Origin of the sequence: Bizionia sp. (genome assembly GCF_048259285.1) — a bacterium.
Taxonomy (GTDB): Bacteria; Bacteroidota; Bacteroidia; order Flavobacteriales; family Flavobacteriaceae; genus Algorimicrobium; species Algorimicrobium hallyeonense.
Genome location: NZ_JBLXHU010000033.1, coordinates 1 through 24,217 on the forward strand (window position 1 = coordinate 1; position 24,217 = coordinate 24,217).

Annotated in this window: 17 protein-coding genes; 7 read left to right on the top strand and 10 right to left on the bottom strand. The window is 34.5% G+C overall.

Going from position 1 to position 24,217, the window contains the following annotated elements; all coding sequences use genetic code 11:
• Positions 1-450 (bottom strand): phosphotransferase (locus ACN0QX_RS12750; RefSeq protein WP_417197465.1); only part of this gene is annotated, 450 nt, incomplete at its 3' end.
• 263 nt (positions 451-713) lie between these two features.
• Between ACN0QX_RS12750 and ACN0QX_RS12755 the strand changes: the two genes are divergently transcribed.
• The gene (locus tag ACN0QX_RS12755; RefSeq protein ID WP_417197467.1) at positions 714-2,513 is read left to right on the top strand and encodes a hypothetical protein; all 1,800 of its coding nucleotides are present in this window, start codon (positions 714-716) and stop codon (positions 2,511-2,513) included.
• A 14-nt stretch (positions 2,514-2,527) separates the two neighbouring features.
• Here the strand turns inward: ACN0QX_RS12755 and nadD are convergent, their stop codons facing one another.
• From nadD to ACN0QX_RS12770, 3 genes are read right to left on the bottom strand one after another with little or no spacing between them, the layout of a single operon-like run.
• A complete protein-coding gene (gene nadD / locus ACN0QX_RS12760) occupies positions 2,528-3,106 on the bottom strand; it encodes a nicotinate (nicotinamide) nucleotide adenylyltransferase (RefSeq protein WP_417197469.1) in 579 nt (192 codons plus the stop codon).
• Between the two features lie 9 nt (positions 3,107-3,115).
• A complete protein-coding gene (gmk, locus tag ACN0QX_RS12765) occupies positions 3,116-3,706 on the bottom strand; it encodes a guanylate kinase (RefSeq protein ID WP_417197471.1) in 591 nt (196 codons plus the stop codon).
• Positions 3,707-3,746: 40 nt separating this feature from the next.
• Positions 3,747-4,604 carry a YicC/YloC family endoribonuclease gene (locus ACN0QX_RS12770; protein WP_417197473.1) on the bottom strand — a complete coding sequence of 286 codons (858 nt, stop codon included), beginning with the start codon at positions 4,602-4,604 and terminating at the stop codon, positions 3,747-3,749.
• Between the two features lie 116 nt (positions 4,605-4,720).
• Between ACN0QX_RS12770 and ACN0QX_RS12775 the strand changes: the two genes are divergently transcribed.
• Positions 4,721-5,200, top strand: coding sequence for an acyl-CoA thioesterase (locus ACN0QX_RS12775; protein WP_248396587.1), 480 nt, complete (start codon positions 4,721-4,723; stop codon positions 5,198-5,200).
• Positions 5,201-5,444: 244 nt separating this feature from the next.
• On the opposite strand, the gene ACN0QX_RS12780 is transcribed toward ACN0QX_RS12775, so the two are convergent.
• Together ACN0QX_RS12780 and ACN0QX_RS12785 are read right to left on the bottom strand one after the other, a co-directional pair.
• Positions 5,445-5,798, bottom strand: coding sequence for an arsenate reductase family protein (locus tag ACN0QX_RS12780; protein ID WP_417197475.1), 354 nt, complete (start codon positions 5,796-5,798; stop codon positions 5,445-5,447).
• 116 nt (positions 5,799-5,914) lie between these two features.
• A complete protein-coding gene (locus tag ACN0QX_RS12785) occupies positions 5,915-6,628 on the bottom strand; it encodes a DUF3298 and DUF4163 domain-containing protein (RefSeq protein WP_417197477.1) in 714 nt (237 codons plus the stop codon).
• A 135-nt stretch (positions 6,629-6,763) separates the two neighbouring features.
• Between ACN0QX_RS12785 and ACN0QX_RS12790 the strand changes: the two genes are divergently transcribed.
• Positions 6,764-7,909 (top strand): cystathionine gamma-synthase, encoded by a 1,146-nt coding sequence (locus ACN0QX_RS12790; protein WP_417197493.1) that lies wholly within the window; start codon positions 6,764-6,766, stop codon positions 7,907-7,909.
• Between the two features lie 167 nt (positions 7,910-8,076).
• On the opposite strand, the gene ACN0QX_RS12795 is transcribed toward ACN0QX_RS12790, so the two are convergent.
• Positions 8,077-8,877: a THC0290_0291 family protein gene (locus ACN0QX_RS12795; RefSeq protein ID WP_417197479.1), complete on the bottom strand. Its 801-nt coding sequence runs from the start codon at positions 8,875-8,877 to the stop codon at positions 8,077-8,079.
• A 237-nt stretch (positions 8,878-9,114) separates the two neighbouring features.
• On the opposite strand from ACN0QX_RS12795, the gene gdhA reads away from it, so the two are divergent.
• On the top strand, positions 9,115-10,458 hold the full coding sequence (gene gdhA / locus ACN0QX_RS12800) for an NADP-specific glutamate dehydrogenase (RefSeq protein ID WP_417197481.1): 1,344 nt from the start codon (positions 9,115-9,117) through the stop codon (positions 10,456-10,458).
• Positions 10,459-10,489: 31 nt separating this feature from the next.
• On the opposite strand, the gene ACN0QX_RS12805 is transcribed toward gdhA, so the two are convergent.
• Both ACN0QX_RS12805 and ACN0QX_RS12810 read right to left on the bottom strand, forming a co-directional pair.
• Positions 10,490-11,503 carry an alginate O-acetyltransferase AlgX-related protein gene (locus tag ACN0QX_RS12805; RefSeq protein WP_417197483.1) on the bottom strand — a complete coding sequence of 338 codons (1,014 nt, stop codon included), beginning with the start codon at positions 11,501-11,503 and terminating at the stop codon, positions 10,490-10,492.
• Positions 11,504-11,553: 50 nt separating this feature from the next.
• Positions 11,554-12,930 (bottom strand): MBOAT family O-acyltransferase, encoded by a 1,377-nt coding sequence (locus ACN0QX_RS12810; RefSeq protein ID WP_417197485.1) that lies wholly within the window; start codon positions 12,928-12,930, stop codon positions 11,554-11,556.
• Between the two features lie 136 nt (positions 12,931-13,066).
• Between ACN0QX_RS12810 and ACN0QX_RS12815 the strand changes: the two genes are divergently transcribed.
• The 3 genes from ACN0QX_RS12815 to ACN0QX_RS12825 are packed head-to-tail and all read left to right on the top strand — an operon-like array spanning position 13,067 to position 18,579.
• Positions 13,067-15,442: a two-component regulator propeller domain-containing protein gene (locus tag ACN0QX_RS12815; RefSeq protein ID WP_417197487.1), complete on the top strand. Its 2,376-nt coding sequence runs from the start codon at positions 13,067-13,069 to the stop codon at positions 15,440-15,442.
• A complete protein-coding gene (gene recO, locus ACN0QX_RS12820) occupies positions 15,442-16,158 on the top strand; it encodes a DNA repair protein RecO (RefSeq protein WP_248396569.1) in 717 nt (238 codons plus the stop codon). Before ACN0QX_RS12815 ends, recO begins: the two co-directional genes overlap by 1 nt.
• 21 nt (positions 16,159-16,179) lie before the next feature.
• The gene (locus ACN0QX_RS12825; protein ID WP_417197489.1) at positions 16,180-18,579 is read left to right on the top strand and encodes a TonB-dependent receptor plug domain-containing protein; all 2,400 of its coding nucleotides are present in this window, start codon (positions 16,180-16,182) and stop codon (positions 18,577-18,579) included.
• Positions 18,580-18,632: 53 nt separating this feature from the next.
• Here the strand turns inward: ACN0QX_RS12825 and ACN0QX_RS12830 are convergent, their stop codons facing one another.
• Positions 18,633-24,122, bottom strand: coding sequence for a GEVED domain-containing protein (locus ACN0QX_RS12830; RefSeq protein WP_417197491.1), 5,490 nt, complete (start codon positions 24,120-24,122; stop codon positions 18,633-18,635).
• Positions 24,123-24,217: the final 95 nt, after the last annotated feature.

The following is a 24,217-nucleotide window of genomic DNA, read 5'->3' on the forward strand; positions in this document are numbered from 1 at the left end:
GTGAATGTGGTCTATTTTCTGTCCTTCGGTTTCATTATGAATTTTGGCCATAATTTCGCCAATAGCAAAACAGGTGTCTGGTTTCATAACGCGAATTTTGTCACCTTTAGCAAAGGAAAAAAGTACCACATGGCGCAGTCCTTCTGGTGCTTGAATGTCTTGAATTACGATCCCATTTTTGTCAGCAATAGGAAATGAAACCGAAAGGTTGTTGTTTTTAAGTTGGTTTAATAAACGTAATTCTTCCTGAATTTCCGTTTTTGTTCGCCAGTTATAGCAGTAAACCCGAATAACATAAGTGGTTTGCCCATCTGTAATAAAGTAGGTATGGTTTAAACCTGTTCGGTATAACTTACAGCTAAAATTTGCCGCTAGTTGATACGTGTCTTTTATGAAGTTGCCTAAAGCGGTTTCAGAGAGAGTTGAGGCAGAAACAGGGAAGGTAGTCATGCGGTGGTTTTATGGCAGATTGCAGAACATGAAATAGATAGGTACATGTTACAGTTTTTAAAAGTAATAATTAAAACCTATTGGTGTACATATTTCTTCTGAAAGATAAATGCAGAAAGGTAAAGGCTTGACGTATATCAACAATTGTTTTTAAAATTTTCTAATCTAAAATAATAAAAGACTAAAAGGTATGATATTTATCATCTTTTAGGAAGTTTACATTTAGCACTTTTGCGGCTTAATTATTTTTTAAAATACACATCATGAGAGCATCCAACCACACACATAATTTCCATATTCCTGTTATGGGTTTAGCCTATACCATAGATAGCCCTATTCGTGTGGCGCAATACGGGATTTCGTCTGTAATTTCAATTATTGACGATGAGCTTTTAGAACGTATGAACGCTTTTTATAGTGAAAAATTTAGTCTGCCTTATCAGGAAATTTCTAAAAAGGTGGACGATTATCGTGCTAAACGTATTACAGCATATTTAAACTTGGTTGATACCATTGTTAAAAATAAGTTTGTAAAATTTAAAGAAGAAATTTCAGAAAGTAAATCGGCTTTAGAGAATTTTATAGATATGCTTCCCAATAAGTCCAACATCAAACAAGGACTTTCAAATTTGTTAGATGAAGGTTTGATGCTTAAAGATAGCATTAAAAACTATGTAGACTCTCATTTATCGGCTGGTGAAATTGATGTGAATATCATGACCAAAATTGATAAAGAAAACTTTATTAAATCGGAACAATTACCAGTAGAATTTAATGATGCACATGCATCACTTCGCGGTTTTGCTAATAGTAATTTAAGTTCGTCTGTGGTGCTTTCGGCAGGTATGAACCCAAGATTATATAGCTATTTTGAAAATTTCATCGATTTTTATCCCAATGCCAAAAATCAGATTAAAAAGAAAATTATTTTAAAAGTAAGCGATTTCCGTTCTGCTATAATTCAGGGGAAATTTTTAGCTAAAAAGGGTCTTTGGGTGTCTGAATACCGAATTGAATCTGGTTTAAATTGTGGTGGTCATGCCTTTGCTACAGACGGGCATTTGTTGGGACCCATTTTAGAAGAATTTAAAAGCAAAAAATCAGAACTAATACAAGACACACATAACGTTTTTGTAAAAGCATTAACGGATAAAGCGTTGTATATCCCAGAAAAACCATTAGATATAAAAATAACCGTTCAAGGTGGTGTTGGTACGGCTGCGGAACACGATTTTTTAATTGACAATTATCAGGTAGATTCTGTAGGTTGGGGTAGTCCATTTTTATTAGTTCCAGAAGCTACATCTGTGGACATCGAAACACGCAAGTTATTGGCAGAAGCTAAAGAATCCGATTTGTATTTAAGCGGTATTTCGCCATTAGGCGTGCCTTTTAATACCATTAAGGGAACCTCTAACGAGTTTTATAAGCAAACCCGTATTGATAACAACAAAGCGGGAAGTTCCTGTCCTAAAAAGTTTTTAGCCTTGAGTAAAGAGTTTGGGCCAGAAGGTATTTGTACGGCATCCAAAAAATATCAGGATGTAAAATTGGAGGAATTGGAGGCAAAAAAAGAAACGTTGACGGCTACTGTTTTTGAAATGACAAAAAACAAAATTACTGAAAAAGCCTGTCTTTGTGTTGGTCTTGCCAATGCATCTTATCTGGAAAATGATATGCCTATAAAAGGGCAACAGCAAGGTGTGGTAATTTGTCCGGGACCCAATTTAGCTTATTTTGATAAAGAGGTTTCATTGGCACAAATGGTTAAGCATATTTATGGAAAAACATCCGTTTTATCGGATACTTACAGACCGAATATGTTTGTAAAAGAGCTGAAAATGTATGTGGATTATTTAAAGAATGACATAGCCACGTTTACAGATGATTTATCCGCCAAGCAAATTAAAAAATGGAAAACCTTTAAAGCTAATTTATTAGAAGGTGTGGGCTATTATCAAAAGCTGTTTAAGGAAACGATGGAGCCAAATACAACTGTAATTCAGGCTGATATTATGGTTTATGAGCAGGCTATAAATAGTATTGAAATTCCTGTTTTATAGTTGGCTGAAGGGATTTATTTATAAAAATTCATCTCGTCAATATACTGCCAAACGGTTTGAGGCAACATGGGTTTAACGTTGATTCCGTCTTTTATAGATTGCCTGATAAATGTAGAAGATAGTTCTATAATAGGCGCATTTATATGATGAATGCGTTTATGGCCATCAAATTGGGTTTCAATGGTGCCTTCAGAAATTCTAGGATAGACGTAAATATCATGATTATCCAAAATAACTTGGTAGTTTTTCCATTTGTGAAAGCTTTTTAAATTGTCTTCACCCATAATTAAGGAAAATTCATGATGAGGATATTTTTCCTGTAAATGTGCCAAAGTATTTACCGTGTAATTGGGTTGTGGCAATGCAAATTCAATATCGCTTGGTTGGAGTTTGTCATACTCTTCGGTGGCGCGAAAAACCATTTCCAAACGTTGGTAATTATCTAATAAGGATTGTTTCTTTTTAAACGGACTTTGTGGTGTAACAACTAACCAAATTTGATCCAAATCACTTTGTTCAGCAAGCTGATTGGCAATAATAAGATGTCCAATATGAATAGGGTTAAAGGTTCCGAAGTATAAGCCTATTTTCATGGGTTTTATTTAAGATTTTAAAAAATTAGAAACCAAACTTTCGGCTTCTACCAATGCTTTTTCCAAGTTATCATTTTCAATAATAATATCAAAAAGGGGTGCTGTTGCTAATTCTGCAGATGCTTTAGCAATCCGCATATTTATTTTATCGTCTGTTTCTGTTTTACGCTTTTTTAGTCGAATTTTTAATTCGTCAATGCTGGGTGGTTTTACAAAAACAGCGAGAGTTTCCTTTGGGAATTTCCGCTTAATACGTAAACCGCCAGAGACGTCAATATCAAAAATCACATGTTTGCCTTGCGCCCAAATACGTTCCACTTCCGTTTTTAAAGTGCCATAAAAATTATCACGATATACCTCTTCCCATTCAAGAAATTCATCCGCTTTAATTTTGTTTTTAAACTCCTGAGCCGACAGAAAATAATAGTCTTTAGCGTCTATTTCGTCACCGCGTTTTTCACGAGAGGTAGCAGAAATAGAAAACTCCAAATTTAAAGCGTCTAACCCTAAAAGATGACGGACAATAGTGGTTTTTCCAGATCCTGAAGGAGCAGAGAATACAATAAGTTTACCTGTATGGTTGTTGGTTTGTTGTGTCAAAGTAATTTTATTTTAAAAACAAATAGAAAAGGATTATCTATTATAGTACGTTTAAGAGTTGTTCTTTTATTTTCTCCAATTCATCTTTCATTTGCACGACTAATTTTTGCATAGGTGCATAATTACTTTTGGATCCAATGGTATTGATTTCACGACCCATTTCCTGACCAATAAATCCTAATTTTTTACCGTTTGAATCGGCAGAATTTAAGGCCTGCAGAAAATAATCTAAATGGTTTTTTAGGCGCACTTTTTCTTCTGTGATATCAAATTTTTCGATGTAGAAAACTAGTTCCTGCTCAAATCTATTTTCGTCCACTTTTTCTTTCAATTCTTCAACACCTTTGCGTAAACGCTCACGAACACCTTCAATACGGTCTGGATCCATGGCAATAATGTCTTCTAAAATATCAGCGATATTTTGAACACGATTCCTAAAATCCAATTCTAGAGCTTTCCCTTCATCCAAACGATAGGTGTCAATATTTTGTAAAGCTATTTTTACTTCATTTAAAATAAGGTTCCATTCGTTTTCATCAATTTCTTCACGTTCGGTATTTAACGCATCTGGAAAACGTACAGCCATTTTTAGCAGTTCCGTATCATCACCATCCACCAATTCTTTGAGCTGCTTCATATATTGTTTTACAGCTGGTTTGTTAATTTGTGTGCTGGTTTCTTCGCCAGTCATTTCCACATAAATAGAGAAATCAATCTTACCACGTTCTAATTGATTACCAATTAACTTGCGTAAACTCAATTCTTTTTCTCTGTAAATTGAAGGCATTCTGGCATTCAAGTCTAGGTTTTTACTATTTAACGATTTTACTTCAATCGTTACTTTTTTGGTTGGTAACTGTAAAACAGATTTCCCATAACCAGTCATTGAATGTATCATAATTCTTAAATAAAGTTGCACAAAGGTAATTAAAACTGAAGGTTTAGAAAACTGTGAGCGAATATTATGCGTAGCAAGTAGATTTATGTAATTTTGTAACTAAATTTTTTATAAAAATGTATACCAAACAATTCGAAATTCGTTGGAGCGATGTGGATGCCAACAGACATTTAGCAAATAGTGCATATACCAATTTTATGAGTCACACGCGAATGGCTTTTTTAATTGAAAAAGGGTTTTCTATGAAGGAGCTTGCACATTTTAATATTGGTCCAGTGGTTTTTTATGAACACATGTATTATTTTAAAGAAGTGTTTATGGGAAAACCATTAACGGTAAGTTTGGAAGTTTCTGGATTGAGTGAAGATGGTATGTTTTTTAAATTCGACCATAATTTCTACAACCATAAAGGCGAAAATATAGCACATTGTGAAATGCTTGGTGCTTGGATGGATTTAAAAACACGAAAATTAGTCGATTTACCTGCGGAGTTATTAGAGCAAGCCGAGACGTTTCCGAAGACAAAAAATTTCAAGTATTTAACAAAAGAAGACACACGCGTAGGAAGCAAAAAGCCCGTGCATTTAAATATTTAATTTTGGTTTTTTAGTTACTAAATAAACACTAGTAATTATAAATCCTGCAGCTACAAGTTTTACCACATTCATGGTGTTACTGCCTATTAATATGGCGAAATTGCAAGCAATAATAGGTTGCGTATACAAAAACGCACTAACTACAGATGCCTTTAAATGGTGCAGGGAAAATTGGGTTTTATATGGTCAGCACCTAGGACATCATTTTGTAAAGGTGAAGTTAAAACCATAAATAACCCGCGTGTTATTCAATTAAAGCTGTCTTTAAATTTTCTATTGTCTTTTTGGAATTCCCTATAAAAATCTGATCATTAAAAATAACAACTGGTCGGCTTAAAAAGGTATAGTGTTCTAGAATATATTGTTTATAATCAGCTTCGGTTAAGTTAGCATTTTTTAAATCCATTTCGCTATACAGTTTTGCACGCTTGCTAAAAAGTGCTTCATAACTACCAGATAGTTTCTGCATGGCTTCAAGCTGTTTAACCGTTATAGCGTCCTGTTTTATATCTTGAAACTCAAAGCCAGAAGGCCAATTGATGCTATTAATTATACGTGTACAGGTATTGCAGGTTTTTAGAAAGTAAACTTTTTTCATAAATATAATGGCTGTTTTAAGAATACGGCACAAAGTAATCCCATTTATAGAAAAAAACAAGATTATAGCCAGTCGCTTTGTTTGGGTGTAAAGGTGAAAGTGAATCTAGCCTTTTATTACATAAAATTTAAATATGGCACTAAATCATCAAAAGGAATGGTGAATTCGGTTAAACCTGTGGAATATGGCGCTACTTCATAACTGTTGTAAAGTAGAATAACGCCGGTATCATTAAAGCCTATATTTTGAGGGAGGACAAAGTTATCAGGTTCAAAATAGAGTTCTTTTTTGTCCGCTATTTGATCGTTAAAATAATCCTCTGCCACTGTTTTAAAGGCGTTCATATCGTTGAATAATTGTTCGTTTTTTAGTAATTGACCTGTTAAGGCATCAAAATTTAAAAACGATACAACCAAGCTGCCATGAGCACCTCCTGTATTGAGATAATTGGTGATGACAACGGAAATAACGGCTTCAGATTGATACATAATTTCACCATCAATTTGTGCTTCCCATTCTAAAGCACTTTCAGGAAATTCAGATTTAAAACTTGCGTATTCTGAATTAAATTTGTCAATGCTTTCTGAAATGGACATGCTTTTAGCAACCGAATCTTCATCCAAATTTAAACTCGCACTAACCATAGCTTCTATAGATGTATTGATGTTGTTTTTTACAGCTTCAATCCCTTCTGCTTGTGGTATATTTATTTCTACAATCTTGTTTTGATTGGTAGTAAAGTTTTTTTCTGAAAATGTGATTTTTGTTTCTTCATCTTCACACGAAAAAATAAGAAAAATAAGAGATAAGAGTACAATTGAACGTTGCATAAAAATAGTGCGTTAATTAATTATTAAAGATAATTATTGCATTTGAATACACCGAATTAAACCCTAACTTTATGAAAATATTATTTAATCATACATGAAGTTTTTTTGATATAATAAAACTATGTAAAGAAAAAAATAAAGATGAAATTCAATACCAAAACAATTCACGGTGGTCAAAAACTAGATCCAGCTTATGGTGCGGTGATGCCACCAATTTACCAAACAACAACTTATGCACAAAGTACGCCTGGAGGACATAAGGGATTTGAATATTCACGAAGTAAGAATCCAACCCGAAGCGCATTAGAAAACGCCGTTGCTAGTATTGAGAATGGTAATTACGGAATGGCTTTTGGTTCGGGATTGGCAGCAATTGATGCCGTAATCAAGTTGTTGGAGCCGGGTGATGAGGTTATTTCTTCAAACGATTTATATGGTGGGTCATATCGATTGTTTACATCTATATTTAAGAAATTCGGTATTACTTTTCATTTTGTTGATATGAAAAATGCCAATACAATTGAAAACTATGTGAATGCCAACACAAAACTGCTTTGGTTAGAAACACCAACCAACCCAATGATGAATATTATTGATATTAAGGCGTGTGCTGCCATTTCCAAAAAGCATAATTTGTTATTAGCAGTAGATAATACCTTTGCTACACCTTATTTACAGCAGCCATTGGAATTAGGAGCTGACATTGTTATGCATTCTGCAACCAAATATTTGGGTGGTCATAGTGATGTGGTATTGGGTGTTTTGGCTGTAAAAGATAAAGAACTTGCTGATAAATTATACTTTATTCAAAATGCCAGTGGTGCTGTTTGTGGTCCGCAGGATAGTTTTTTAGTTTTAAGAGGTATCAAAACATTGCATATTAGAATGCAACGTCATTGTGAAAATGGTCGTGCGGTTGCTGAATATTTAAGCACACATGCTAAAATAGAAAACGTGTATTGGCCAGGATTTGAAAATCATCCAAACCATGTGATTGCCAAAACACAAATGAAAGATTTTGGCGCTATGATTTCATTTACCACGAAAGGGAATAATTATGAAGACGCTATAAAAATTGTGGAAAAGTTGAAAATTTTCACTTTAGCGGAATCTTTAGGTGGTGTGGAATCCTTGGCTGGACACCCGGCTAGTATGACCCATGCGAGTGTTCCGAAAGAAGAACGTGAAAAAACAGGCGTTGTAGACTCCTTAATAAGGTTGAGTGTTGGGATTGAAGATATAGACGATTTAATTGCCGATTTAAAACAGGCTATCGGTTAACGAATCAGAAGAAAAGAAAGTGGCTATCTAAAATGTCAAATTTTACTTTAAATGTCATATTAAGCGCAGTTGAAATATTAGGGTTTCAAAATTTAAAAACTTTGATAGCGTTTAGCTATACCAGGACACTTTTAGGTAGCTTTTTTAGACGGTGGAAGGTTTCTTTTTTAATCTAAATAATAAATGTATCCAACGTTAAGCCAAAGCAAATAATCGTTGTTTTTATTGGATTCTAATTGGTGATTTAAACCATCTATCCAGTCACTAAAATACGTTTGTAGCCGTAAATCTAGCATTAAATCTGATAATGTGGTTAATTTGTAACGCACACCAACACTCGTTACCATGGACCAAGCACTTCCTGAAGAGGGATTGATAGAGCCTGGCTCCCAAGCGTCCCAAAAATTACTAGCATTAAGAATATTGTTATCTGCTATGCCAGTGGCCGGATCAACATATGTAGTATAGGCTTTAGGATTATACGAGGTATAGTGAGCACCAAGACTTATAAATGGCGCTAATCGGTAACTAAAAGATTGAAATTCTCTAATGCTCAACGGGAAATATTCCAGTTGCATACCAATGTCAAAATTATTTGCTTCACCAGTATGTCTTCGTAGTTTTTCTGCATTTTCGCCACTACCTTCTGCCCATTGGCCATGGTGATCTAATTTTGTTTTATTGAAAGATATTTCACTTCGTAATTTAAAGTGATCATTAAAATAGGTGTCTGTAGAATAACAGTTACAATCTGCTCTGTAGGCAAAATTTATATAGTGAACAATACCAATACCAAAACCGGAGTTTCCGTAGTTGGTGCCTTCATGATTACGAACACCAAAATCCGATCTAAACTGAACAGGTCCAACAATGGCACCTATTTCATGTGAAAATCCTAATTGCGAATATCCAGAATGCAAACCAGCAAACAGGAGTATAAAAACAGGTAATAGTTTCAATTTGAGCATAGTCTGATTCTCATGTGTTTAGAGCAAATTACTAACAAATATATAAAATAGACGTAACTACCCAAATTTATTTCGCAATTACGAGTATAAATGTATGTAATTAACTCATAAAAAAACAAATTATTTTAAAGATGTTACAATTATGAATAATAAAAAAATAAGCAATGTTTTTTAAAGATAATGTATATTTGTAGCTATATAACTAATTATTATAAAATTTTTTAAAGTAAAACATAAATGAAAGATAAAATTGACACTTTTTTAAACTTGGTAAAAAAGAAAGATGGCCATGAACCTGAATTTCTACAAGCTGTACACGAAGTTGCGGAAGCTGTAATTCCTTTTATTGAAGAAAACCCTAAATATAAGGGAAAAATGTTGTTAGAACGGATGGTGGAGCCGGAGCGTACTATTGTATTTCGAGTGCCTTGGATTGATGATCAAGGACAAACTCAAGTAAATAGAGGATTTAGAGTGGAATTCAACTCGGCTATTGGACCCTATAAAGGAGGGTTGCGTTTTCATCCATCTGTAAACTTAAGTATTTTAAAGTTTTTAGGTTTCGAACAAGTGTTTAAAAACTCTTTAACCACCTTGCCCATGGGTGGCGGGAAGGGTGGGTCAGATTTTGACCCGAAAGGAAAAAGTGATAATGAAGTTATGCGTTTTTGCCAATCTTTTATGTCTGAATTGTTTCGGCATATTGGTCCAAATACAGATGTTCCAGCCGGTGATATAGGTGTTGGAGGTCGTGAGGTTGGTTTTATGTTTGGTCAGTACAAGCGATTGCGTAATGAATTTACGGGCGTTATAACTGGTAAAGGAATCTCTTTTGGTGGATCATTAATTCGTCCAGAAGCCACCGGTTATGGCTGTGTATATTTTGCGCAAAACATGCTAGCTACTAAAGGCGATTCGTTAAAAGGTAAAACGGTAGTAGTCTCGGGTTCTGGAAACGTTGCCCAATATGCTTGCGAGAAAATTACGGAATTAGGAGGTAAGGTTGTAACAATGTCTGATTCTTCAGGTTATATTCATGATAAAGCCGGAATTGATGCGGAAAAACTAGCCTATATAATGGACATTAAAAATGTTCAAAGAGGACGTATTAGTGATTACTTAACTAAATATTCATCTGCTAAATTCTATAGTGGTGACAGGCCATGGTCAGTGGCTTGTGATGTTGCTATGCCGTGTGCCACTCAAAATGAGTTAGATGAAGCGGAAGCAAATACGTTGATTAAAAATAATGTGACTGTTGTAGCTGAAGGCGCAAATATGCCTGCAACACCAGAAGCCATTGAAGCCTTTCAAAAAGCTCAAGTTATGTTTGCGCCAGGAAAAGCATCTAATGCTGGAGGTGTTGCTACATCAGGTTTAGAGATGAGCCAAAATTCATTGCGTTATAATTGGACTCGCGAAGAGGTAGATGATAAATTACATGATATTATGGATGCTATTCATGAATCTTGTGTTACCTATGGTAAACAAGATGATGGCTATATAAACTATGTAAAAGGAGCAAATATTGCTGGTTTTGTAAAAGTAGCCGATGCCATGCTCGCTCAAGGTGTTGTTTAAATTAATGAAACACTTGGATATAAAGGGTCTCCTATTTTTCTAGGAGGCTTTTTTTCTTAAACAGAACATCTATATTTCGTTCAACAATTTCGAAAATTACGATATCAGGTTTTTCTTCTTCAATCTGTTTTTTATTTACAGTGTAATTTTTCACATAATTAATAGCGTGAAAACTTTCATTAAAATAGGGCATCCAATTATAAGAGAATGAATCATAATGCATAAAAAGCTTCGGGTTAGCATGGTTGTTTTTAGCAGCATTAATTGATGATGTTTTTTTTGTAAGTGTTGGCGCAGTTTCTTCTATATTCAGATTAATCATTTTTATAATATCACCTTGCTTAACGGGCTTAACTTGAATGTTATAATCTTCTAGGGTAACAGTTGGAATCGCATAATCTTTATTTATAGTCTTCATGGTTTCTTGATAACCAATAAATGCACCAAATTCATTCCAGTGGGAATCTGTTTTTAAGTATAATTGATTGGTGTTTTTCTCGGCTATCATTGACCTGGTTAAATCTATGATTTCGAAATTTATTTGTGCTTTTAAATAATTTTTTAAGACACTTAAATTGGATTCATAGACCTTAAATTGGTATGGTAAATGTTCCCTGTAAACCGTGTTTTTATTAGGTGGCACAACGATATAAAATGCAATATTATGGTTGTTTAAATAGGTTTTGAGTTCTAAAATTCTTCTACTAATTTCTTGGAGTTCTTCTGTATTAAAAGTATTGTTTCCAAAGGCATTATTAAGTGAATTGTTATAGCTGTTTCCTAAAAAATACCAGCCATTTAAACCTTTTACCACTTTATTTGGCATAGGAGTTTCTTGAAGCGTATGAGATTTAAAATCAATATAGTTGTTTACCAATGTGGTTTTTAATCCGAAGTTTTCTGTGTAGTAATTTTTAAATTCAGTAAGGGAATGGATTGGTTGGTTTAAATCAAAATTTGGTACTTCTTGAAAAGCTCTATTTTCATTATTTTCCGTTGTTTCCAATTTGAAAAACATAACCACATTAGGTGCTACTATCATCATTATAAAAATGATAATAAAAAGCCAATGTAATATGTTTTGTTTGTTTTTCATTAAAAGCGGAAATATATAAACGGGTTATAAGAATCGGTTGCTATGTAAGTGAAACATATAAATAAGAGAATAAAAAGACCAATTAATTTTAATGGTAAAAACATGTTTTTAGTGCCCGATGTTAGGTTGGAGTTAAAAACACCAGAAACTATCTTTTTATAAATTGGTGTGGATAGTAAAAGTGCGGCAAATAGTACAATTAACATTTCTTTGGTTAAATAAAAGTTTAAAAAAGCTGTATTGGTTTCAAGTGAGAAATTGAACATGGTCATCAAATAATGGAACGCATCAGTCACGGTGTCGTTTCTAAAAAACACCCAAGAAATATTTAAAACGAAAAGAAAATATAAATGCGATAAAAACGCCGGGCGCTTTGAATCCGTGTCTTTAAAATTCCATTCAATGATGATAAATAAACCATGGAAAAGTCCCCAAAATATAAAAGTCCAATTAGCACCATGCCATAAGCCTGTAACAAAGAATACAATAATTAAATTGGTGTAGGTGCGCCATTTGCCTTCTCGACTTCCTCCAAGGGAAATATATAAATAATCTTTAAACCAATTTGAAAGTGTTATATGCCAACGTCTCCAAAATTCTCTGATGGATTTAGAAATATAGGGGTAATTAAAGTTTTCGGGAAAATTAAAACCAAACATTTTGCCTAATCCTATTGCCATATCAGAATATCCTGAAAAATCGAAATAAATTTGAAAACTATAAACTATAGTTCCCAGCCAAGCAATGAGCATAGAAGATTCAGATGGTGGTAAATTAAAAATGGCGTCTGCCAAAACCGCACAATTATTGGCGATAATCATTTTTTTAGAAAGACCAATTATAAAACGTTCTACGCCTTCATAGAAAAGCGATGTGGTTACCGTTCTACTTTTTAACTCTTTTTCAATTACAGCATACCTTACAATTGGACCAGCAATGAGTTGTGGAAATAAAGTGACATAAGTTGCGAAATCAATAAAATTTTTACATGCTTTTACCTGACCGCGATAGACATCAATGGTATAAGACATGGTTTGGAAGGTGTAAAAACTAATACCTATTGGCAGCGCAATATTGGAGAAATTTAAAGCACCCTCTGGACTCATATTAAAACCTTCTAAAAGGCTAATTAGGTTACTGGAAATAAAATTGGCATACTTAAAATAGAGTAGAATGGATATATTAAATGTAATAGAAATATATAAACCAAGTTTCCTTTTTCCTTTGCTGATAATTAAACCGCTAATGTAATCTACAGCCGCTGATAGTAGGATTAGCAGGACTAATTCTTTTTCTCCCCACGTATAAAAAACAAGGCTAAAAGCTAAAAGTGTAAAGTTTTTAAATTTTTTAGGTGTTAAAAAATAGACAAACAATACAAGCGGAAGAAATAAAAATAAAAATATAGGACTGCTAAATAACATTAAATAAGCCTAGTTAATAAAACCAAAAATACAATAAAATATAGTATTTTTGGTTTAAACTATACGCTTTAAAAAACACCGAACTTTAATGAAGATAATTCAAAACAAGCTATTTTTTATTTTAGCACTTTTTCTAGTGTCTAATATGGTTTTTAGCCAAGATTATTCAGCAGATTGGAAAGGGCATTTCTCATTTCTAAATATTCAGAGTGTTTCAAGAGGTGAAACTAAAATGTATGTCGCATCAGATAATGCCATCTTTAGTTTTGATACTGTTTCGCGAGAAATGGAACAAATTACTACCATTAATGGGTTATCTGGGGAGCTAATCACCACAATTTATTACAGTGAGGCTTATGGTTTAGTGCTTGTTGGTTTTGAGAATGGATTAATGGAACTATTTTTTGAAGATGATGTTGATATTTTAAGTATTGTAGATATTAAAGACAAGCAAAATATTCCGCCAGATAGTAAAAGAATTAATCATTTTAATGTGGTAAATAATCTCGTATATGTGTCCACGGATTATGGTATTTCAGTGTACGATTTACAGAATTTGGAATTTGGTGACACCTATTTTATAGGAGACGGTGGTTCTCAAATACAGGTTAACCAAACCGCTGTTTACAATGATTTTATTTACGCAGCATGTTATGATTATGGAGGTGTTAGAAAGGCTTTAATATCAAGTCCAGATTTAATTGATTTTCAGGAGTGGAATAGGATTCAGGGTGGAAATTATCGGTTTATTCAAGAAGTTGAAAATAATTTGTACACGATAAGGAATGATAATTATATTTCTAGAATTGGAGAAGACAATCTGTTTTCAGTATTATTAAGGTATGCTACGTTACCAAATGACATGACGAGCGTGGATAATAAACTATTGGTTACTGAAAAAAATAAAGTGTTCATTTACGATAATGAATTTAGTGAAATAGCTCTAGTAAATCCCACTGCAGACTATCCAACTGAATTTTCATGTGCTACAATTTTTAATGACAATCAACTTTATATTGGGACCAAAAATATTTTAAATCAAGGAAAACCTGGTTTTGGAATTTTAGAAACTAATTTAAACGATTTAACAAATTTTAATGAAATCCATCCAGATGGACCATTGTTAAACACAGTTTTTTCTGTCGAAATTGAAAATAGTAGTCTTTGGTGTACATTTGGAGGCTATTCGGCTTCTTTTAGTTTTGCTGGAGGGGTTTCTTTTACAGGGTTAAGTAATTATATTAATGAACAATGGATCAATAAGCCCTATGATTCTATAGCTGCAACTGTAAATGTTCCACGATTCTTGTCGCACATTGCGATTAATCCTTTTAATACTGACCAGGTTTTTGTCAGTTCTTATTTTTCAGGCTTAATCGACATACAAAATAATGAAATTATGGGTATATACGACGAAAACAATAGTACCATTGTCCCTTTTGCAGCCGAATTATGTTTGACACTGACGGCAGATTACGATCGAGAAGGTGCCTTATGGGTTACCAACGGACGTGTTGAAAGCCCTTTAAATAGATTTAAAGATGGTTCCTGGACATCATATGATCTAACAAATATAATAAATTCACCCACTAGTAATTTAGGGTTTTCAGATATTGTTTTTGATCGATCGGGGAACGTATTTTTTGGTTCGTATAGTGCTGGGATAATTGGGTTAAACCTAAGTGGAAACGGCGAATTTAAAAACATAGTGGAAGACAGTCAAAACATGCCAACACCCTATGTGACATCTGTAGCCATGGATAAAAACAATCAAGTATGGATAGGAACCAGTAATGGTTTACGTGTTATATATAATACTACTAGTTTCTTTTCGGAAAGTAATCCGCAGGTTCAAGATATTATCATTTTGGAAGATGGTGTCCCAAAAGAATTATTATATCAGCAGTTTGTATCCGATATTGAAGTGGATGGTGCTAATAACAAATGGATTGCCGCCATTGGTTCGGGGGTTTTTTATTTTTCAGCTGATGGTCAAAATACCATTCGTCATTTTACAAAAGATAATTCACCGTTACCAAGTAATGACATTACGGATATTTCAATAGACGAGATAAATGGTGATGTGTATTTTGCTACGCGTAATGGTCTGGTATCCTTCGGTTCTGGTAGTTCAGAAACCCAACAAACCTTGGCAAATGCCTATGTATATCCAAACCCTGTGCGACCAACATTTAATATCACAGAAGAAAAAGTAAAAATTAAAGATATTTCTGAAAACGTCAATATTAAAATTACCGATATTGAAGGGAATTTGGTGGCTGAAGCCCAATCCAGAACCAACTCAAGATACAAAGGTTACAATTTAGAAATTGATGGTGGAATTGCGTATTGGAATGGTAATAACCTAGCAAATAATGTTGTAAAAACAGGTGTTTATATAGTAATGCTTTCCGATTTGGATACCTTTGAAACAAAGGTTATTAAAGTAATGGTTGTGCGCTAATGTCTGCATCAGAAAAAGCCATTGTACTATCAAAAATCAAATATCGTGATAATGATTTAATTGTCAACTGCTATACGCAACACAGAGGCTTGTCTAGTTATTTAATCCGCGGTGCGTTTAAAAGTAAGCGCTCTGGATCCATTGCCTATTACCAGTTATTGTCGCAGATTGAAATTGTAGAAACCTATAAGCCCAATCAGTCGCTTCATTATATAAAAGAAGTGAAATCGAGTTTTATTTATAACACACTTCACACCAACGTTATAAAGAGTAGTATCGTGTTATTTTTATCAGAAGTATTAGCCAATGTGTTAAAAGAGGAAGAACAGAATAATCTACTTTTCGATTATTTGGAAACCGCTTTACAATGGTTGGACTCTGAACCCAATTATGCTAATTTTCATTTGTTATTTCTTTTAAAGCTCACTAAATATTTGGGTTTTTATCCAGATACTGATCATGTAGAAACAGGTGTTTTTAATTTGCAATCGGGATATTTTGAACCGAGTAAAACCCATATATATGCGGTTTCAGCTGAAAACAATACCTTATTAAAAGAGTTGTTAGGCATGAATTTTGATGCCTTAAATACAGTTAAATTACAAGCAGAACAACGCCAAGCTTTCCTTAATATGCTTATGCAATATTATGAGTTACACTTGGGGTATTTTAGAAAACCAAAATCTCTGCAAATATTTAACCAAGTTTTTAGATAAATACCAATTAACCCTCATTTTATGAAAGTTCAATTTGTTTTCAGTTTGTGTTTGCTTTGCGTGTTTTTTAGTCAAGCCCAGCAAATAACAGTTTTAGAAACAGATACCAACTTACCAATTCCTGGTGTTATCATTTCAAATACGACTGAATCTGTAATCACAAATCTAAATGGTGAGGCCCATTTGGATGCGTTTTCTAGTCAAGATATCCTAGAATTTCAAGCTGATAATTACCATCTTTTAGAGTTGCCCAAAAATCAAATTCAGAATAATGTCATCACATTAAAAGGTCGTGTTGGACTAGATGAGGTTGTAATTTCAGCTTCAAAATTCGAGCAAAGTAAACGCGATATTTCTCAAAAGATTGTCAATATTTCAGCTAAAGAAATCCAATTTGATAATCCACAAACAAGTGCTGATTTACTGCAGGAAACCGGAAATGTCTATATTCAAAAAAGTCAGTTAGGAGGTGGAAGCCCAATGATTCGTGGATTTTCAACTAACAGACTTTTAATTACCGTTGATGGTGTTCGGATGAATAATGCCATTTTTAGAGGTGGAAACCTTCAAAATGTTATTTCTATAGATCCCTTAAGTATTCAAAACACGGAAATTACGTTAGGAGCAGGTTCTGTAGTTTATGGTAGTGATGCCATAGGAGGCGTAATGGGTTTCTACACCAAAAAACCACAGTTATCCTATAAAGATGAGATTTATATTAAAGGTCATGCTTTAGCGCGATATGCAACAGCCAACAATGAAAAAACAGGTCATGTAGATATTAATTTTGGACTAAAAAAATGGGCGTTTTTAACCAGTATTAGTTATAGTGATTTTGACGATTTACGAATGGGAAGTCATGGCCCAACAGCCTATTTACGCCCGGAATACGTACAAACCGTCAACGGTATAGATGAGGTGATTATAAATGAAAATTCTAAAATTCAAAAACCAACCGGTTTCAATCAATTTCATGCCATGCAAAAAGTCCGGTTTGAAGCTGGCGATGACCTGCTTGTAGATTTTGGAGCCTATTATTCTACCACGTCAGACTATCCGCGTTATGATAGACTGATCCGATATAAAAATGGAAACTTAAGAGCGGCCGAATGGTACTATGGTCCGCAAGCATGGTTTATGAGTAATTTGCAAGTTACGCAGTCCAATAGCAAATCTATGTTATATGATAAAGCTCAAGCTACATTTGCATTTCAACACTTTAAGGAAAGTCGTCATGATCGGGATTTTCAATCTGTTATAAAAAACAATAGGGAAGAGCAAGTAAATGCTTTTTCGGCAAACTTGGATTTGGAGAAACAATTAAGCCCTAAAACAGCCCTTTTTTATGGCGCCGAATATGTGTATAATTTGGTAAACTCTAGTGGTAACGAAGAGGATATTAGCACAGGAATTAGCATTCCAACGGTTTCTAGATATCCAGATGGTGCTACTTGGCAATCATTAGCTGCTTATACGAGTTTGAAATACAAGCCGACTTCCGAGCTTATTTTTCAAACCGGTATCCGCTATAATCAGGTTTTAACAAAAGCTGATTTCACAGAAAACAATGCCTATTTAAACTTGCCTTTTAATACAGCTGAAATTAATTCGGGTGCCTTTACGGGAACAGCTGGTATTAGCTGGATGCCTAGCAACATGATACAATGGAAATTGAATGCGTCAACCGCTTTTAGAGCGCCAAATGTTGATGATATTGGTAAGGTTTTCGATTCTGAACCAGGCAGTGTTGTGGTGCCCAATAATAATTTGAAATCGGAATATGCTTATGGTGGTGAATTGGGTTTACTCTTAAACTTTAGTGATGTGCTAATTTTAGATTTAGCCACGTATTACACATTTCTAGATAATGCTTTAGTTCGAAGAGATTATACCATAAACGGTGCAGCTGAAATTTTATATGATGGTGAAATGAGTACGGTTCAAGCTATTCAAAATGCATCAAAAGCATGGATTTATGGTTTTGAAGTGGGGCTAAATATCAATTTTTCAAAATCGGTTAAATTCTTTTCACAGTACAATATTATAGGAGGCACGGAAGAAGATGACGGGATAGAAGTTCCTATTCGTCATGTTGCGCCACGCTTTGGTAATGCGCATGTAGTATGGCAAAAGCAACGTTTTAAAATTGATGGGTTTGTGAATTTTAATGGCGAATTATCATACCAACAATTAGCACCTTCAGAACAGGCTAAAGATTATTTATATGCCAAAGATTCCAATGGAAATCCTTTTTCACCTTCGTGGTACACCTTGAATGTCCGAACGCATTATCAATTTAAGGACGGTATTGCCGTTACAGCAGGATTGGAAAATATTACGGATCAACGGTATAAAACCTATTCCTCCGGAATTGCATCTCCTGGAAGAAATTTTGTGGTGTCATTACATTATACGCTATAAAAAAAGCGGTTGAATTTTAAATGCAACCGCTTTCATACTTATTAAAAAAGGTTCTATTTCTTCACCGCTTTCTTAACTAACACCTGATTATTAGACAAGGTTACTTTAGCAATATATGTGGCACTACTTAAGTTAGATAAATTATACGTTTCCGTATTAGTTGACCCTTTAAACCTGTATAATGTTCTGCCCAACATATCAATTATTTCAACCGATTTAATGGTTGCTTGGTTAGACCCAATGCTAAATTTAACGTTATTATCCATCAATTCAATAATAGATAAATTGGTGTTACTAATTACATAATCATCAACCGATAAAGCACTATCTCTAAATACAATTTCAAAACGGTCGTTGAATTCGCCAACTGTAGATGTAAAATTATAATTCGTATTCGATAAGTTGTGGATGACATTTAATAATTTATCTTTTAAGTAAATAGTATGTGTACTTAAAAAATCACCCTCTATTTGTGCAATACTTATTGTGTAAATCGTAGCTTGATTAACGGTTGTACTAAAGCCTAACGGAATTATTTCATCCATGTTTAAGCTTTCAGGCGCCTTTCCTTGTATAGCTACTTTATCTGCTTCCAATTCTTCTTCTATAAGCGAATAGAAATATACATAGGAGTCTGAAGACAAGTTTTTAGGAGCATCAAAATACATATCATCATTACCATTGGTTGCACCTTCAACATAGCCAATTAAAATTTGGTTGAAAACACCCATGTCTGAGGTGAAATTAAGCCATAATTTTTCATTTTGATTTTCATTTGTGTTCCTGAAAAATTGATTATTATTTCCTGTAACACGCATACTATTTTGAAAAATAACATCTGCAGTTTTTATGTCTCCAGAAACAGTTGAAACCGTTGCGGCATTAGATAATGTAATAAAAAAGCCTTGTCCAGAAGGAATAAATCGGCTAGGCATAACCCCATCACCACCAGCTGTTTGTCCGGTGCCGTTTATTACAGCATAATCCGATTGTGCAAAATTTAAAGCCTCATTTCCGTTATTGGTATTTGATGGTGCTGAATTTTGCGACCATAAAAATATGGCACCATTCGTTACTCCAGTTGGTTGCGGATACTCTGTAACATTCTGATCAATCAATGCATTTGCTGAAAGAAATAAATCGGCATCAATAGCGGATGGATATGGATTCCCAATAAAATTCCAGTTGTTATCAGCCATTTCAGAATCATTTCTGTAAATAGGAACCGTAAAATCACCTGTATTTAAAGCGCCATTGAACGTGTATTCATAATTAATACCTATACCAATAATTCCCGATGGACTGTGCATAGCAGCATAGCCTTTACCTGGAATCATAATATCAGTATTGCTTGTAGGTTGCCAATCATCACCGTTATCATCTACATCATCTTGTCCAGCAACAGTTCCATTGTTGTTATTGGTTTCAGCCATAGCATCTAAATAGTTTTGACCATTATACCAATAGCGTCTGGTTGGGTGTGCATCATTCAATCCGTTTTCAATAGTTTCATTGGCAACTGGTGAACTCCAATAGGTGTATTCATAATAATTATTCAAAGGAGCTGTTTTCTTGTTGACTTGGGTTCTAGCATTTGTATTCAACGTATATGTTCCAGCATTTACACCTTCGCCTCTTTGTACAAAACTACCTTTGTCTTCAACTAATATACCGTCTAGATTTGTTCCATCGCCATTAACGACAGCGCTGTTTATAACTTCAACATAATCACCTTCAGAAACCGTAAGCAGGCTTCCAGCAGCTACAAATAATTGACAAGCCTCAAAACTTGTTTCTCCGTTAACATTTGTACTTGTATCGTAATCTCCATTTATAATCGCAATTTTACTAGAGGTAGGAGGTGATGACCAAGCTGTGCCATCCCAAACAGCAGCTATGTATTCTATTTTTACAGCATTACTCGCTGCGTAACATGTAGCAGTGTTTTCTCTAATTTGACAATAATATTGATAATCGTCTAAACCAGCAAGATCCGAAATATCTAATGTTGACGTTGTAGAACCGGAATATATTCCGCCATTTGACACAGCTGTCCAGTTACCAGAAGTTCCTAAAACATACCATTGATAAGCAAGTCCCAATCCACCCGAAACGCCTTCGGATCCTGCAACTGTTAAAGATGTACCCGTTATTGAACAATCTGCCACATATTGTGGGTGAGTTATTACCACAGGTGGCACTTTAACAAGCGGTACAGTACCAACGCCTGCTAAACATTCATCGTCGGATAAACTTTGAGTTGTCCATTCGGTAGCAGTATAAGTGGTATTTGGATAAAAATTTGTATTCTTTCTTTTTAAATAATACCCTACATAATTTGGTGCATGTACATCATCAATAACCGTAGTACCATTCATTAATCTCAAACCATCATTTGCATTAAAACCGGCCGAACCTAAACTTCCATTTCCTGTAGGTGTGTAACCACAAGATGAGCTAGATACAGAAATAATGGCGACTGCATTTGCTGCAAGTGTACCACTTAAATTTGCATAAGTTGAATAAGTACCTCCATAATCTCCAGCTCTTTGAATGCTATACCCACTTAAATTTACAGAAGCTCCTGTGTTGTTATATATGGTTATTACACCACCAGATCCGCCATTTTCATCATACGCTTCGTAGATAATTAAATCGGTTGCATCACCACCACCAACTGCAGTATCGCATGCAGTAAGGTCTGTATCAATTACATCGAAAAATTGTGTAGCACTACAACCTGTTGCTAGTTGAATAACAAAATTACCATCATTAGCATCTGAAGGAATCAATACTTCTATAGTGTCTGATGTATTAGAAACAGTAGGAACTGCTATATTATTATATGTAATTGTGGCTCCTATAAGATTGCTTGTTGCTGAAGTAAAAGTCACCAATGTATTTGCTGGACCAGATGTTGGAAAAGTAGCAACAGTTGGAGCAGTTGTACAATTACCTTCACCTTCTATGGTGAAAAGATAAGGATTTTCATCAGAATCATTATTTTCAATTCTCACTTTTGCTGTTCTCGTACCGGCAACGGTTGGGTGAAATTTAATTTTAAAAGTTGCGTTTGTACCATTTACAACTGGTGTTGTTGCTTGTTGTGTTACAATAAAATCTGTTGGGTTTGTACCTTCTAATTGAATAATAGGCGAACCTGTTAATAGTAAATTTGCTAAACCAATATTTTCTATAGTAAATTCTTTCTCAACAGAATCTGTGTTTAAAGGTGTGCTAGCAAACAACGTATTGTTTAATCCGTAAGGTGCATCAAAACCATTAGGAATAGAAATAGCTCCTCCTTTTACATTAATTTCGGCATTTACAGGTTGTACAACATTAATCGTATAGTCTTCTACTTCTCCATAATCAAAAGCTGTACATGCTGTTGGAGCTGAATTTTGCTTACTAATTACACGCATTCTAGTGTTTCCTAAAGTAGCAGTTGTTGGCACAGTAATATTAAGCGGAGAATTTGTAGTAAGGCCATCTGTTACACTTACTGCTGTTCCTAAATCATATTCTTCACTGCTATCAAAAGTTCCGTTTCTATTCCAATCAATCCATGCTTTTATATAGCTTGTACTAGAACCAAATGTTTTTACTCTTACAGATAAATTATAACTTTCTCCTTTATTTAAAGTTGTAGGAACTGAAGTAAAATCAGTATAAGAAGGAGTTGCAACTGATGAATTATCAATGGTATTTAAAGTGACATTAGTAATACCATTTTCTCCTGTATTATTACTTGAATTTGTACAATAACTAACACCAGTAGTTTGGCAAACCGAAATACCATCACTCCATTGATTACCACTATTAACCTCTCTTACAAAAACGGTATAACAATATTCAACAGCATCTGTTAAACCAGTAACAATGATACTGTTACCTGTTCCTTTATAAACTACTTGATTTGCTCCTGCATAAACAGGATTTGCGGTGTAAGCCGAACCGTTTCCTGTTGGTGTAAGCGTAACAGCACCTGCATTTGCAACCACCATATATTCGTAACATCCAGCAGAATCTGGCACCACATTCCACGACACTGTAGATGTTGTAGGATTAATTGAAGCGGCTAAACTGGTAACTTCTGGAACATCAATAGTATATGTTTGTGTATATGATGAAGCAGCTGAGTTATCATTAAGAGCATACGCCCAACCTGTAGCTGTTTCACCAGTGTAAGCAACCACTTTAAAAGTGTATTGCGAAGCATTGGTTAAACCAGTTATAGTAGCTGTCGTTCCAGCACCTTTATAAACTGCTTTTCCTAAAGTAGTATAAGATGTTGCTGCTGTATAATTAGAATTCGCTACAAATCCAGTAGCATTTCCTGCTAAAGCCGCAGTCATTCTTGGGATTGTTGTGTTGGGTTGAGCAAAAACAATATAACCGGTTACGCCTGCTGTTGAAGATGCATTCCAACTTAAAGAAAGTTGATCATTGGCAATACATGACTTTAATTGCAAAGCGTTATTTGGTGAAGCATTTGTAACATTCAACGTCGCTGCATTAGAATTTACAGCGCCACAACTATTAGTAACAACACATCGGTATTGATTACCATTCATTGGCGCCGAAGTTGCTCCCGTTGTATACGTATTTGTAGTTGCGCCGGAGCCTCCCGTTACGTTATTCCATGTGGTGCCGCCATTTGTTGAGACTTGCCATTGGTATGTGGGCGTTGGCGTTCCTGTTGCCGCTACAAAAAACGTGGCGTTGTTAGGAATGACTCTTGTAGTATTAGTTGGTTGTGTTGATATACTTGGTGCAGAATTTATTACAACAGCATAACTTGCAGTTCCTGCAGACCAACAAGAAGTTGCTGTTAAAAATGTTCTTACATAATATGTTCCAGTGGCGGTTGCATTAAAAGTCCCTGTGGCATTGTTAGCCGTTGAGGTTCCCGTGGCCGTAGTTTGCCAATAATCAATAGTACCTGGTATTGTTGTTCCAGAATAGGTTAATGTTGTATTGGTACAAGCAGGTGTTGTTCCTGTAATTGTTCCGACGGGATCTGCTGGTGGTGTGCAAGCAGAATATGCTGTCCATGTTATATCATCAATTATTATTTGGTTCCCTGTTATATTTCTTATTTGTATAATTACACTTCCAGATATATCTATGTTATTAACAGTAAAAGTCTGTTCAATAAAATTATCAAATACGGTGGAAGTTCCTTGTGATATTCCATTTACGTATAATTCAACTTGTCTATCTCCTCCACCCGTAAAACCTTTATATAGCTTCACAGAAAAATCACCAACACCTCCAGAAATCGAGCTTGATGTTATTTTGCTATTATCCGCAACTCGTCTTAACATTAAAGCTTTACCAATAATACCAGAGCTATTGGCATCCCCATTTTCATCTCTAGATTGAGTATATGTCCATGTTATACCATTGTTTCCTAAAAAGCTGTCATTTGCATATGAACCATTTGCATTAGAATTTGTGAAATCTTCTAAACCCTGCCCAAACCCAGACAAAACAGCACACAGAAAAGTAATAAATATGAGGGCGTATTTAAGTTTCATAAACGTAATCTTGCTATTATTTAAATAAATTAAGGATTCAAATATACGTTAAAATCATTGTAATTCAATGATTTAGCATTCGCTAATTATTAACA

Excerpts from the sequence above, each read along its gene's own strand:
- ACN0QX_RS12830 (WP_417197491.1), bottom strand. The coding sequence starts at position 24,122 with ATGAAACTTAAATACGCCCTCATATTTATTACTTTTCTGTGTGCTGTT.
- nadD (WP_417197469.1), bottom strand. The coding sequence starts at position 3,106 with ATGAAAATAGGCTTATACTTCGGAACCTTTAACCCTATTCATATTGGA.
- ACN0QX_RS12785 (WP_417197477.1), bottom strand. The coding sequence starts at position 6,628 with ATGCAACGTTCAATTGTACTCTTATCTCTTATTTTTCTTATTTTTTCG.
- ACN0QX_RS12815 (WP_417197487.1), top strand. The coding sequence starts at position 13,067 with ATGAAGATAATTCAAAACAAGCTATTTTTTATTTTAGCACTTTTTCTA.
- recO (WP_248396569.1), top strand. The coding sequence starts at position 15,442 with ATGTCTGCATCAGAAAAAGCCATTGTACTATCAAAAATCAAATATCGT.
- ACN0QX_RS12770 (WP_417197473.1), bottom strand. The coding sequence starts at position 4,604 with ATGATACATTCAATGACTGGTTATGGGAAATCTGTTTTACAGTTACCA.
- gdhA (WP_417197481.1), top strand. The coding sequence starts at position 9,115 with ATGAAAGATAAAATTGACACTTTTTTAAACTTGGTAAAAAAGAAAGAT.
- ACN0QX_RS12775 (WP_248396587.1), top strand. The coding sequence starts at position 4,721 with ATGTATACCAAACAATTCGAAATTCGTTGGAGCGATGTGGATGCCAAC.
- ACN0QX_RS12795 (WP_417197479.1), bottom strand. The coding sequence starts at position 8,877 with ATGCTCAAATTGAAACTATTACCTGTTTTTATACTCCTGTTTGCTGGT.
- ACN0QX_RS12780 (WP_417197475.1), bottom strand. The coding sequence starts at position 5,798 with ATGAAAAAAGTTTACTTTCTAAAAACCTGCAATACCTGTACACGTATA.
- ACN0QX_RS12805 (WP_417197483.1), bottom strand. The coding sequence starts at position 11,503 with ATGATGATAGTAGCACCTAATGTGGTTATGTTTTTCAAATTGGAAACA.
- ACN0QX_RS12825 (WP_417197489.1), top strand. The coding sequence starts at position 16,180 with ATGAAAGTTCAATTTGTTTTCAGTTTGTGTTTGCTTTGCGTGTTTTTT.
- ACN0QX_RS12755 (WP_417197467.1), top strand. The coding sequence starts at position 714 with ATGAGAGCATCCAACCACACACATAATTTCCATATTCCTGTTATGGGT.